Below are 12,661 nucleotides of genomic sequence, written 5' to 3'. Positions count from 1 at the left end.
CTCGCAATGACGGAGTCTGCGACTAAAGCTGCCCCAGAGCAGCCAGTACTTCCCTGCCCGCCCGCTCTCCGCTGTCCCGCGCGCCATGCGCCGTCGTGAAGAACTCTGGCGACGTCGCCTCGCCGGCGAAGAACAGCCGCCCGTCCACCGGCGCGGCCAGCACCGCGCGATCGCCGGCACGGCCGGGCAGGGCGTGCGAATACGATCCCCGTGCGAACGGATCGCGCGCCCAGCGCGACTCGTACAGCGGCTTCAGCTTGCGCCTGATATCGTTGCCGAGAAAGCCCGCGATCTCGTCGATGGCTTGCGCGGCGATGGCACCTTCGCCGGAACCCTCCAGGGCGCGGGCAAAGCTGCCGCCGAAAAAGCCTTCGATGCAGGGCTGGCCGAACGGGCGGATGTGGTAGGTGCCCATGTCCGTGCGCATGGTGGCGCCGCGCAGATTGGCTTCATTCGGAAAAGCTTCGGCGTCCTCGAGCGCCAGCGTCACCTTGTCGTCGACGCCGAGCGGCAGGCCGGCTGCTGCGTCGACCTTGGACGGCAACGGCGGTGAGAAGCGGATCGTCTCGTCGGCGATCAGGTTGGTCGGCACGGTGACGATCGCCTTGTCCGCGGTCAGCGTGCCCTGCGATGTCTCGATGCGGATGCGCTTGCCGGAATGATCGATCAGGGTGACGTTGCAATTCAGGGCCACCGGGCAGGGCGCACCGTAAGCCGAAACAAGCGCGCCATAGCCGCGGCGGACGCGCCAGTTCAGGTCCGTGTCCTCATAGGCGTCCCAGTCCAGCGTGGACATGTCCTTGAGCTCGCAGCCGTTGACGTAGGTCGAGATCGCGTCGATCATCGGGTTCCAGCGATTGCCCACTTCAAGGCTCAGGCTCGCGGGCTCGTCCTTGCCCTTCTGCGCGGCCTGCCAGAGGCGCTCGTAGAATGCGTCCATGGCGCGCATGAAATCGTCGCGCTCGCTTGGCGGAAACGCGTTGCCATAAGCGCGCTCGCGCCAGGGCGGCAGGTCCTTGTTGAGCTCGAAGCCAAGCTGCTTTGCGATCGCGACGAAGGAGTTCTTGTCGGCGGAGTGCAGCCAGCCGCAGCCGACGTCGAAGGTGACCTCGGGCGAGGCCTGCACCGTCCAGGCCCGGCCGCCGAGCCTGTCACGCGCCTCCAGCACGATCGCCGAGAGGCCGGAGCCCGCCAGCGCATGCGCCGCGCCGAGGCCGGCGGCACCGGCGCCGATGATCGCGACGTCGACGGAAGAGGGAAGGGAGCTCATGGGCGGGCTCTAGCACGTTCGGGATACGCGCTAAAGGCATCACACACCAGGTGTCATCACCCGCGAAAGCGGGTGATCCAGTATTCCAGAGGCAGTCGTTATAGGGCCGAGAGAGCGCGGCGTACTGGATGCCCCGGTCAAGCCGAGGCATGACAGTGAGTGAGAACGGCGGTCCTACGCCACCGCTTCCTTGGCCTTTTCCGCGCGCTTGCGCTCGTTCGGATCGAGGTGCTTCTTGCGCAGTCGGATCGACTTCGGGGTGACCTCGACGAGCTCGTCGTCCTCGATATAGGCGAGCGCCTTCTCCAGCGTCATGCGGATCGGCGGGGTCAGGCGCACGGCTTCGTCCTTCGAGGTCGTGCGGATGTTGGTGAGCTGCTTGCCCTTGAGCACGTTGATCTCGAGATCGTTGTCCCGGGTGTGCTCGCCGACGATCATGCCCTTGTAGACCTTCCAGCCCGGCTCGATCATCATCGGGCCGCGATCTTCCAGCTTGAACATGGCGTAAGCCACCGCTTCGCCCTGGTCGTTGGAGATCAGCACGCCGTTGCGGCGGCCCTGGATCTCGCCCTTGTACGGCGCGTAGCCGTGGAACAGGCGGTTCATGATCGCGGTGCCGCGGGTATCGGTGAGCAATTCGCCCTGGTAACCGATCAGGCCGCGGGTCGGCGCGTAGAACACCAGGCGCTGGCGGTTGCCGCCCGAGGGCTTCATCTCGATCAGCTCGGACTTGCGCTCGCTCATCTTCTGCACGACGACGCCGGAATGCTCCTCGTCGACGTCGATCACGACCTCCTCGATCGGCTCCAGGGTGGCGCCGGTGGCCTCGTCCTTCTGGAACACGACGCGCGGGCGCGACACCGAGAGCTCGAAGCCCTCGCGGCGCATGGTCTCGATCAGGATCGCGAGCTGCAATTCGCCGCGGCCCGAGACTTCCATCGCGTCCTTGTCCGCGGCCTCGACCACGCGCAGCGCGACATTGCCTTCGGCCTCGCGCAGCAGACGGTCGCGGATCATGCGGCTCGTCACCTTGTCGCCTTCGGTGCCGGCGAGCGGGGAATTGTTGACGATGAAGGACATCGACACGGTCGGCGGATCGATCGGCTGCGCCGGCAGCGGCACCTCGACGGTCGGATCGCAGAAGGTGTCGGCGACGGTGCCCTTGGTCAGGCCGGCAATGGCGACGATGTCGCCGGCTTCGGCTTCATCGAGCGGCGTGCGCTCGAGGCCGCGGAAGGCCAGGATCTTGGTGATGCGTCCGGACTCGACCAGCTTGCCCTCGGCGTTCAGCACCTTGACCTGCTGGTTCGGCTTGAGCACGCCGGACGAGATGCGGCCGGTGATGATGCGGCCGAGATAGGGATTGGCTTCCAGGATGGTGCCGATCATCCTGAACGGACCTTCCTCGACCGTCGGCGGCGCGACGTGGCGCAAGATCAGGTCGAACAGCGGCTCCATGCCCTTGTCCTTCGGACCTTCCGGGCTGTCGGCCATCCAGCCCTGCTTGGCCGACCCGTAGAGGATCGGGAAGTCGAGCTGCTCCTCGCTGGCATCGAGCGCCGCGAACAGGTCGAACACCTCGTTGATGACCTCGGTCGGGCGCGCGTCGGGGCGGTCGACCTTGTTGATGACGACGATCGGCTTCAGGCCGACCTTGAGCGCCTTGGAGACCACGAACTTGGTCTGCGGCAGCGGGCCCTCGGCGGCGTCGACCAGCACCAGGGCGCCGTCCACCATGTTCAGGATGCGCTCGACCTCGCCGCCGAAATCGGCGTGGCCGGGGGTGTCGACGATGTTGATGCGGGTGTCCTTCCACTGCACCGAGGCCGCCTTGGCCAGGATGGTGATGCCGCGCTCGCGCTCCAGGTCGTTGGAGTCCATGGCGCGATCCGTCACCTTCTGGTTCTCGCGGAACGTGCCGGACTGCTGGAGGAGTTTGTCGACCAGGGTCGTCTTGCCGTGGTCGACGTGGGCGATGATGGCGACGTTACGAAGATTCATGAGTGAGCTTCTTTGCGGTCGAACAATGGGTTAAGCGCGATCTCGCCGGTCAGACCGGGACCTCTTCTCGAAACAACGCTGGAAGACTGGAAACGGGCGCTTTCCGCCCAAAAAGGAAGCCCGGCCATCTGGACCGGGCACCCTACGCGTTGCGGCGCAATATATGCAAAAACCGCCAAAAAACAATGCGTTCTTTGGGCCTTGGTTGACTGAATTTTGCCCGGGAATCTCCGGGGCTTAGCTATCGTTCCGGGCCGGCGGGGCCTTTCGCCCCACGATGGCCGCCCAGATCATGACCACGCCTCCGATGCCGATGACCAGTCCCAAGAAGACCAGCGAGGCGATATCGGAAGGGATCCGGCCACCGTCGACCACCGACATTCCGCCGAACAGGAGCGCGCAGAGCCCCGGCAGCAGCATGAAGATCCCGGCGATCGCCATCAGCGCGGTCGCGCAGCCGCTGCGCTGGTGCTGGTTCTGCGCAGGCACTTCCGGTGGGGTGTGGCTGGAATCGCTCATGATCTCTTTCTCGCGGCTCTGATCAGCATGACCCCGGCGAATGCCGTCAGCAATCCGAGGAGGAGGACCGGCATGAAGCGGCTGTCGAAATGTGAGTCGACGGCGAAAATCAGGGCGCAGAAACCGGGCAGCAGCAGGAGCACCCCGAACATGACCATGAAAGCTGTGGCGCATCCGCTCCGTGGCTGCGGCCCGGGAGAGAGCGTGTCGCTCATCGCGGCACCTCCTCGCGCCGGCTGGCCTCCCGATAGGTTTCGCCGGCCAGCGCCGCGCGGATGCCGTCGATCTTACCGTTGCGGTAGAACAGATTGTAGGTGTCGAACGGAATGATCGCGCCCTGCTCGGTCACGAAATGGATGCAGCTGCGCTTGACGTTGCCGACGCAGAAATTGAAGCGATCGAGGAACTGCACGATGGTGACGCGGAACACGTTCTCGTAGGACAGCCCTTCCGGCACCTGAAAGCTCGGCAGGCAGCACAGCAGTTCGCAGACCCGTTCCGACGTGTTGAGCGGACCCGATGACAGCGAGAACAGATCGACGAATTTTTCCCGCAGCATCGGATATTTCTCCGGGCTGATCGTGTTGGGCATCACCGCAACCAGCTGCTCCTGCGGGATCAGCGAGGTCAGCGGCAGCACCTTCTCGCCGTTGCGCAGGCCGTAGCCGATCGAGATGCTTTCGGGATTGCAGGGCAGCGGGATCATGTCCTTGTCGCCGAACACGCCGGTCTCGATCACGCGCTTGCGGATCTCCGACAGCATGATGCGGTCGGTCTTGCCATCGAAATTCTCGTTGCGGCCGGCGTCCTGCACCGGCTGCAGCGTGACGCCGCGCACGCATTTCCAGGTGAGCGCGTGGCGGACGATGTCGCCGATCTCGGCATCGTTGACGCCGCGCTTGATGGTCGCGACCAGCGTGGTCGACACGCCGAAATGCTCGAGATTTTCCAGCGCCTGCTGACGGATCCTGCGCAAATCCGCGCCGCGCAGATCGATCAGCGCTTCGCGCTGCAGCGAATCGAACTGGAGATAGACCTCCAGCCCGCGCTTGTTCTCGGCGAGCCGCGCCACGAAATCCTTTTCGCGCGCGATGCGCAGGCCGTTGGTGTTGATCATGACGTGGCGGATCGGACGGGCGCGCACCGCGTCCAGGATCTTGAAGAAATCCGGATGCAGCGTCGGCTCGCCGCCGGAGATCTGCACGAGATCGGGCTCGCCCTCGCTTGCGACCAGCGCGTCCAGCATCCTCTCGATGGTTGCGAGCGGAGTGAATTTCGTTCGTGCCGGCGAGGATTCCGCGAAGCAGACCGGGCAGGTCAGGTTGCAGTGCTCGGTGATCTCGATCAGCGCCAGGCAGGAATGCTGCTCATGATCGGAGCAGAGCCCGCAATCATAGGGGCAGCCGAATTCGGTGCGCTGCTGGAATTGCAGCGGCCGGTCGCCGGGCTTGATGAAGTCCTTGCACAAGCGCCAATAGGCGGCATCGGTGGACACCAGCGTGGACTGGACGCCGTGCTCCTTGCAGCGCTTTTCGTACCAGACCTCGTTGTCCAGGATCTGGATCTTGGCCGGCACCAGCTTCAGGCAGGTTTCGCAGAGAGATTGGGTCTGGCCCCAGAAGATATAGGGACGCGACTTACGCAACGGCGCGTTCATGCAGGGGTCTCGCTTTGGGCGCCGTCGCCAGCATGACGCCGGCGTAGAGCAGGATGGACAGCGACAGCAGGTGAAACAGGGTGAAGGGGCCGATCAGCGTGCCGTAGGGCTTGAGGAATTCCCACAGGAAGCGTTGCGCTCCATAATAGGCGAGCGCCAGGTAGAACCCATTGGTGATCACAAACGCGTTCCGGTTCAAGACCGCCAGCACATAGAAGAGCGCGAACACGGCCATGGCCGCGCTCTCGTAGAGCTGGACCGGATGGCGCAGAACGCCGTCGCCGAAATCATGGCCGAAAGGCAGCGTGGTCGGCGTGCCATAGGTGAAGTCGTCGAGGCCCGCGAAATAGCAGCCGAGCCGGCCGATCGCGATGCCGACGGCCAGCGGCAGCGCGAACCGCGCACCGGTGCGGAAGCTGATGCCGGCCGTCCATTTGTAGAGCTCGATCGCCACGATGCCGCCGGCCAGCGCGCCCTCGACCGAACGCGCGATGCCGCTCTGACCCGACAGCCACAGATTGGCGGAGCCGAACAGATAGGCGCCGAGGCCCGCGCCAAACACCAGCGCGGCGATGTAGGGCAGTGCGAAGGATTGCGCCGGAAACCGCAAACCCTGTCGCGCCAGCCCGTAGGCGGCCGCGGCCGCGCCCAGCCACGCCAAGACGTCGAAGACGGTGTGAAGCAAAGCCCCGCTCATGCCGGGGATACTAGCCAAGTTCCGGCAGCGCGGGATAGTGCACCCGCGCGTCTTGCGCGGGGAAAGCAAGGGCTCGCTACCCCGCCTCCCGCTCCTCGGTCGGGTAGACGCCGCGCAGCACCTCTTCGAAGTGCATCTTCACCGCGTCGTTGCACAGGCAGGCGCGAAGCCTCAGGCCGTCGCGGCTGCGGACCAGGATCGAGCCGCGCCGCGTGTCGAGGATCCGTTCTGCCTTGAACGACTGAAGCACGCGGCTGGCATAGGAGCGGCCGACGCCGAGCAGCGTGGCGAGCTGCTCGTGGGTCAGCGGCACGCTGCTCTCGTCACCGGTCCGCTCCATCGCTGCCAGGATCCATTTGGCGGTCCGCTGCTCGATCGAATGGATCGCGTTGCAGGCGGTCGACTGGAAGATCTGCGCCAGCAGGCAATCGGCATAGCGGGCAAAGATGTTGCGCAGCGACGCCGAGCGCAGCTTGGCCGCCTCCAGCTTGGCGACATGAACGCGCGCGATTGGCCCGCCGAATTTCACGCAAATCCGGGTATAGGCCGGCAGGTATCCCTCGCTGACGATACCGCCCACCGCGCCTTCGCGGCCGACCAGGATGGTTTCGACGTCGCGGCCGTCCTCGTTGGGAACGAGAAAGGTCGCGAGCGCCGGTCCGCAGGGGAAGTGGACGACCTGGACGTCGTCGCCGGGATTGTAGAGCAGCTCGCTTGCCGCGCAGTCCTCGACGGAGACGTGAGCTGCGAGCAGTGCGTAGTCGGCTTGGCTCAAACGCCTCAGCAGATTGTTGGCCGGCCGGCTCTCCACCTCGGTGGTCTTGTTGATGCGCGCATCCATCGTGAACTCCCTTCCTCCTCGGACCTTAGCGAGTTCCGTACCGTTCCTGCGTGCACAAGTGGACAGACTGGAGAACGGCGATGTGGTGGGTTTCGTTCCGGGAACCCACCGCGCTGCGCGCAAGGCATCGTGTCGCGGCAGTCCTGAGCCAAAACCCCACGCCCCAGATCTGATCATGATACCCGTAGTTCGCGATGGCACAGGCTGGCCGGCCGACGTCCTGATTGTCGAAGACGACCCCATCATCGCGATCGATTTCGAGGATCGCCTGCTTGGATTCGGCGTGACAAGCGTGCGAACGGTCGGGTCGGTGGCTCAGGCGCTGAGCGCCGTTGCGCAGCGTGCGCCCGACTTCGCGCTGCTCGATGTCGAGCTGATCCGCGAGACGAGCTTTGCGGTCGCCGAACGGCTTCTCGCCCTGAAGATCCCGTTTGTGTTCGTCACCGGCTATGGTGCCGAAGCGCGCATTCCGCCGGAATTCTCCGGCCAGCCACGGTTGCAGAAGCCGTGTTCGAGCGATGCGCTGGAGGCAGCTTTGCGGACGCGCGGTTCATGACGTCTTATTTGCTGGAGCCGATGCAGAGTTCGGCGAGGTCCTTCTCGATGCCTCGGAAATACGTGTGGGGAAGCGGTGGCGGTACTGACGTCTTGCTGATCGCGGCTCGCTGGGCGAGCGCAGCTTGCTCCGACAATCGCAGGAAGCGCTCCAGCGCGGACGATTTAGACTTCGCGACGAATTTCTCCAGCGCGTCTTCGGTCGCTTCCGTCGGATTGCGATCGAGCAATTCCTTGTTGCCGGTCGCGACAGGCGAGACCGTGCCGAGCTTGCTCCGGCTGATCAAGACGTAGCGATCGAAATGCTCGAAGATCAGATCGAGGATCTTAGCCTGCCGCATCGGCTGTTCGATTGCGAGAAATCGTCTGACGTCAGCATTGCGTTCGAGGCGTTCCCGCTCGGCTGCGCCGGGAAACGGATTGGCGGCATTTTGCCGGTCGATGAGAGCGCCCGTGCTCTCGAACATGCGCGTGCCCCATGAAATGATGATGTCGCGGCCGCGCAGCTCGAGCTGATCGGCCGCGAGCCCCTTCTCCGTCAGGCACGCGGGATCGGCGCTCGCCCGCAACGCTTTGCCCAGCTCGGCGGTCAGCGCCTGGCCGTAAGGCGATGCGAAGGCTTCGCGGACCAGCCTGGCCCTGTCCTCAGGCTGCGCCCATGTGGGGGATGCTGCGCTCAGCAGGAGTGCGATGACGAGGCTTCGACGGCTGCACAGCACGGGTCAACTCGAAGGGCGGGACGGCCTCGGGCGTGAAAATGCACGGGCCTGCAATAGTCGTCCGGGCCGGCCGGACGGTTCATCGCCATCCGGCTTCTATGACCCCTACGCGAGCTTCGGATCAAGCGTGGTCGACCACAGCGCCACATCGGCGCGGTCGCGCAAGGTCACAATCATCTGGCCGGAGGCGCCGTCGATCTTGACGTGACCGAAGAACTGCATGCCTGCGGAGGGCGGCAGATTCTGGCTGTTCTTGCCCGGCGCCTTGACGAAGCGCACCTCGGGTCCAAAGGTGTTGTCGAGCGCGGCCGGACCGAACGTGCCGGCATGCAGCGGGCCCGAGACGAATTCCCAGAACGGCTCGAACTCCTGGAATTGCGCCTTGTTCGGATCGTAATAATGCGCGGCGGCGTAGTGCACGTCGGCGGTCAGCCACACCGTGTTGCTGATCGGCGCCATCTTGATGAAGCGCAGGATGTCGGCAATCTCGAACTCTCGGCCGCGCACCGGACCATCGCCTTGCGCGACGGCCTCCGAGCCGCCTTTCGGCCCGTCTGATACGACGAGACTGAACGGCATGTCGGAGGCGATCACCTTCCAGGTCGCGCGCGAATTGAGCAGGCCGCGCTTCAGCCAGGCGATCTGGTCCGGGCCGAGGAAATAGCTCGCGGGGCCGTATGCGGTTTCGAGATTGGGGCCGTTCGCGCCGCGATAGCTGCGCTCGTCGAGCATGAACACGTCGAGATGCGGACCGTAGGAGATCTGGCGATAGACCCGGCCAGGCTCGTTGATGCTTTCGCGCAGCGGATACATCTCGTGGAAGGCGCGCGCGCCGCGCGCGGCGAGCAGCGCGATGTCGCGCTCCTTGTAGGTCCCCGGCAGCTCTTTCGAGGCCGACCAATTGTTGGTCACTTCGTGGTCGTCCCACTGCACGAAGATCGGCACCTCGGCATTGAAGGCGCGCAGATTGTCGTCGGTGAGATTGTATTTGTGCGCGGCGCGGTACTCGTCCAGCGTCTCGGCGACCTTGGCCTTCTCGGGAATGGTGACGTTCTTCCAGATCTTGCCGTCGGCGAGCTTCACCTCGGATGCAATCGGGCCGTCGGCGTAGATGGTGTCGCCGGAATGCAGGAAGAAGTCCGGCCGGTGCTTGCGCATCGCCGAGAAGGTGAACATGCCGCCGTCATCAGGGTTGATGCCCCAGCCCTGGCCGGCGACGTCTCCACCCCAGACGAAGCTGACGTCGCGGCGGTCGGCCGGCGCGGTGCGGAAACGGCCGACGACCGCCTCGCCCTCGACCGCGCTGTGCGAGAGATCGCGGAAGCGGACGCGGTAAAAGATGTCCTGGCCGCCCGGCAGGTTCTCGATCAGCATCTTTGCGGTGAAGTCGCTCTCGGGGAGCGCCGCGATCGGCGGCAGCGCACGGGCATCCCTGAACGTATCGGTCGTCGCCACCTCGACCAGCATCTGCGCGGGCCGGTCGGTGCGCGCCCACACCACGCCGCCATCGACCGTGACGTCGCCCGACTGTACGCCGTGAGTGACCGGCGGCCGATCGGCCGCGCGCGATAGATAAGGCATCGCGATGGTGCCGAGCGCACCCGCGCCGGTGGCGAGGAAGCGGCGGCGGGAGAATTTGATGTTCATGAAGATGGCTCGCTGACTGGCGCAGCTTTCGCTGTCATTCCGGGATGGTGCGCCAGCACCAGACCGCAGGTGCGCAATTGCGCACCGGGGAATCTCGAGATTCCGGATTCATGCTGGCGCATCGCTCCGGAATGACAGTGGGAGCTATATTGAGACAATGTGACGCAGCCATTACGCCGGCAAGCGTCTACGCGTTGCCGGCGGCCCTGAACTGTGCGCCGGCGCGCTGCAGGTTCTGCGGCAGGCTCATCAGCAACGCCTTGCGGTCGGCGACTGCAGAGTGGAACTGGTCGAGCGCGATGTTGAAGGCGGTGAGTGCGCCTTCCTCGATCGCGCCGTGGTCATAGCAGCGCAGCGTGTCGCGCAGGATCTCGTCAGCCTCGGTCTGCATCTGGTCGAGCTCTTCGGTCGTCTCGCACTTGCGCGCTGCCGCGATCATGTCGAGCAGACGTTCGCGCTGATGATTGTTGCTGTCGCGCTCGTCCTTCTTCAGGTAGCCCGCGAACCAGGCGCCGATCGAGCCCATGGCCGAGAGCGCCATCAGGCTCCACCAGATGTAGTCGCTGTATTTGTCGAGGAAGGTCTTTTCCTCGCCGTCGACAAAGGCGGCGGCGCCGGGATGCACCGGGATCACCGCATCCTTGTCGGTATCGGGCGTTTCGATCTTGGCCGCGAGCGGGAATTCGGTCACCAATTGCTGGCGCACGGCGAACAGCTGGCGCGTGAACGCCGCGATGGTGGTTTCGGACACGCCTTTGCGCGCCACGATATGGTGCGAAAAGCTGATGGTCTTGACCTCGTCCTCCGGGCGAGCAGGCGAGCCGCCATAGGTGCCCGCGGGAATCTCGGACGCTTCGTAGACCGGATGGTTCTGCGCGATCGCATCCGCCGAATCGATCGCAATGAAGCTGGGCGCGCCGAAATCCTTGGTGGAGGCGGCGATCGCATCCGCCGTGATCTTGCTGTTGACGGGGCCTGCCGCCAGATAGACGTCGGCTTTCTGGGCCTTGATCGCCTCGGCCACCTCGTTGGCGGGGAATTGCACGATCTCGACCTTGGCGGCATCGACGCCGTATTGCTGCAGGATCACCTTGAGCAGATTGACGTTGGCCTGGGTGCGGCCGACCACGCCGACGCGATGGCCGGCGAGCTGCGAGATCCTGGTGATCTTCGCGCCCCGCTTCTTGCCTTTGCCCGGGACGGACCACAGCACGACGACGTTCTTGCGCAGGGTCGCGACCGCTTGCGCGTTCTTGGGCACATCGAGGTCGCCGCGCACGATGGCGAGATCGACCTTGCCTTCGGCGAGCGCATTGGCGCTGGCCGTGGCGCCGTCGGTCTGGATCGGCCGCAGCCGCACCTGGCCCTTGCTCTGGCTGAAGGCCTGCGTCAGTGTCTGCACGACCTTGACGTCATCGCTGTTGGCCGGGCCGACCGCGATCTTCAGCGTCACCGGCCGCATCGCGAAGTAATAGCCGCCGGCGAGCGCGCCGACGATCGCAAGCACGAATGCGAGAGACGCCAGGGCCGTCTTCCGCGCCGCAGATCGCGGCGAAGGCGGAGGGGGCGCTTCGGCCAGGTCCAGTCCCCCGGTCATCGATCTCCCAGACAGGCGCTTGAGGCTCAGTTTCATCTCGGCCGGCGATTTACGCCCGCAATTGTAGCAAATTTCTTGTCCGGCGGGGTTACATCTCCGTCATGGTTAGCGGATGTCGCAAATCCCCGTATGAACCCGGGCCGTACGCACGGTGTTAGGGTAAAGTTCCCCTGAAGGATGGAGACGACCATGGCAGAACGGCTCTCGGCGGAGGCGCGCAAGCAGGCGCTCGGCGGACTTCCGGGCTGGAGCGAGGTTCAGGACCGGGATGCCATCGCGAAGACCTTTATCTTCAAGGATTTCAACGAGGCATTCGGTTTCATGACCCGCGCCGCGCTGGTTGCCGAGAAGATGGATCACCACCCCGAATGGCGCAACGTTTACAAGACGGTGGAGGTGGTGCTGTCGACCCACGACGCCGGCGGCGTCACGGCGCTCGACGTCGCGCTGGCCAAGGCGATGAACGCGATCGCGGGCTGAGACCTTGCCGACGTCTTGCAGCGATCGGCTACATCCCCATCTTGTGATCAGCCCGGATGCGGCGGTCCGCCGCCCGGGGGCTGAACGGGGAGTTTATCGAACATGGCTGCCGAACACAGCGTCGGTTTCGAGCCGGCCGATCGGCTCGCGGAGGATCGCGAGAGCGTTCGCCGCCGCTTCTGGCGCAAGCTGAAGCGCGTCGCCGCGCATCTGCCGTTCGCCGAAGACCTGCTGGCCGCTTATTACTGCGCGTTCGACCGGCAGACCCCGCGCCACGTCCAGGCCTCGCTGCTTGGTGCGATCGCCTATTTCGTCCTGCCGTTCGACTTCGTCACCGACGTGATGCCGATCCTCGGCTTCGCCGATGACGCCGCCGTGCTCGCCACCGCCATCCGCATGGTCGCCGGCCACATCACGAATGAGCACCGCGAAGCCGCGCGCGCCGCGCTGAAGCGTGGGGTTGAGGAGATGGAAGAAGAGGCTGCGTAGCGGGATTCAACCACACGCACCGCTGTCATTCCCCGCGAAAGCGGGAATCCAGTACGCCGCGGCGTCGCGGTTCAATCGCTACCGTCTCTGGAGTACTGGATCGCCCGCCTTCTGTTTAGTCCGGGGACATGGCTGACACCTGTTCGGACACATCACTGACAGGTTGGCCGTTGGTCAAGTCGATTGATG

General features: G+C 64.9%; 13 protein-coding genes. 3 read left to right on the top strand and 10 right to left on the bottom strand.

Going from position 1 to position 12,661, the window contains the following annotated elements; genetic code table 11:
* Positions 1-22: 22 nt before the first annotated feature.
* The 7 genes from D6B98_RS09605 to D6B98_RS09575 form a co-directional block, all read right to left on the bottom strand.
* Positions 23-1,270 (bottom strand): flavin monoamine oxidase family protein, encoded by a 1,248-nt coding sequence (locus D6B98_RS09605; RefSeq protein ID WP_126256786.1) that lies wholly within the window; start codon positions 1,268-1,270, stop codon positions 23-25.
* Positions 1,271-1,444: 174 nt separating this feature from the next.
* Complete coding sequence (gene typA, locus D6B98_RS09600) at positions 1,445-3,271, bottom strand: translational GTPase TypA (RefSeq protein WP_126256785.1); 1,827 nt, start codon at positions 3,269-3,271, stop codon at positions 1,445-1,447.
* 237 nt (positions 3,272-3,508) lie between these two features.
* Positions 3,509-3,790, bottom strand: coding sequence for a hypothetical protein (locus D6B98_RS09595; protein ID WP_126256784.1), 282 nt, complete (start codon positions 3,788-3,790; stop codon positions 3,509-3,511).
* Entirely contained in the window at positions 3,787-4,005 is a 219-nt protein-coding gene (locus D6B98_RS09590; RefSeq protein WP_126256783.1) for a DUF308 domain-containing protein, read from the bottom strand. Before D6B98_RS09590 ends, D6B98_RS09595 begins: the two co-directional genes overlap by 4 nt.
* A complete protein-coding gene (locus D6B98_RS09585) occupies positions 4,002-5,447 on the bottom strand; it encodes a radical SAM protein (protein ID WP_126256782.1) in 1,446 nt (481 codons plus the stop codon). Before D6B98_RS09585 ends, D6B98_RS09590 begins: the two co-directional genes overlap by 4 nt.
* Positions 5,428-6,144, bottom strand: coding sequence for a prolipoprotein diacylglyceryl transferase (locus D6B98_RS09580; protein ID WP_126256781.1), 717 nt, complete (start codon positions 6,142-6,144; stop codon positions 5,428-5,430). Before D6B98_RS09580 ends, D6B98_RS09585 begins: the two co-directional genes overlap by 20 nt.
* Before the next feature lie 76 nt (positions 6,145-6,220).
* Positions 6,221-6,985: a Crp/Fnr family transcriptional regulator gene (locus D6B98_RS09575; protein WP_126256780.1), complete on the bottom strand. Its 765-nt coding sequence runs from the start codon at positions 6,983-6,985 to the stop codon at positions 6,221-6,223.
* 175 nt (positions 6,986-7,160) lie between these two features.
* Between D6B98_RS09575 and D6B98_RS09570 the strand changes: the two genes are divergently transcribed.
* The gene (locus D6B98_RS09570) at positions 7,161-7,541 is read left to right on the top strand and encodes a response regulator (protein ID WP_126257264.1); all 381 of its coding nucleotides are present in this window, start codon (positions 7,161-7,163) and stop codon (positions 7,539-7,541) included.
* A gap of 4 nt (positions 7,542-7,545) precedes the next feature.
* Here D6B98_RS09570 and D6B98_RS09565 read toward each other — a convergent pair whose 3' ends face one another.
* The 3 genes from D6B98_RS09565 to D6B98_RS09555 all read right to left on the bottom strand — a co-directional run bounded on the left by D6B98_RS09565 (position 7,546) and on the right by D6B98_RS09555 (position 11,539).
* Positions 7,546-8,259: a hypothetical protein gene (locus D6B98_RS09565; RefSeq protein WP_126256779.1), complete on the bottom strand. Its 714-nt coding sequence runs from the start codon at positions 8,257-8,259 to the stop codon at positions 7,546-7,548.
* A 105-nt stretch (positions 8,260-8,364) separates the two neighbouring features.
* Entirely contained in the window at positions 8,365-9,906 is a 1,542-nt protein-coding gene (locus D6B98_RS09560; RefSeq protein WP_126256778.1) for an alkaline phosphatase D family protein, read from the bottom strand.
* Between the two features lie 187 nt (positions 9,907-10,093).
* Complete coding sequence (locus D6B98_RS09555) at positions 10,094-11,539, bottom strand: TAXI family TRAP transporter solute-binding subunit (RefSeq protein ID WP_126256777.1); 1,446 nt, start codon at positions 11,537-11,539, stop codon at positions 10,094-10,096.
* 153 nt (positions 11,540-11,692) lie between these two features.
* Here D6B98_RS09555 and D6B98_RS09550 point away from each other — a divergent pair, with 153 nt between their 5' ends.
* Together D6B98_RS09550 and D6B98_RS09545 are read left to right on the top strand one after the other, a co-directional pair.
* Positions 11,693-11,983, top strand: a complete 291-nt coding sequence (locus D6B98_RS09550) for a 4a-hydroxytetrahydrobiopterin dehydratase (protein ID WP_126256776.1) — start codon at positions 11,693-11,695, stop codon at positions 11,981-11,983.
* Positions 11,984-12,085: 102 nt separating this feature from the next.
* Entirely contained in the window at positions 12,086-12,472 is a 387-nt protein-coding gene (locus D6B98_RS09545) for a YkvA family protein (protein WP_126256775.1), read from the top strand.
* Positions 12,473-12,661: the final 189 nt, after the last annotated feature.

This window comes from Bradyrhizobium sp. LVM 105 (assembly GCF_003957705.1).
GTDB classification, from domain to species: domain Bacteria; phylum Pseudomonadota; class Alphaproteobacteria; order Rhizobiales; family Xanthobacteraceae; genus Bradyrhizobium; species Bradyrhizobium frederickii.
The sequence above is the reverse complement of the archived record's forward strand: the minus strand, read 5'-3'. Positions and strand labels throughout refer to the sequence as shown.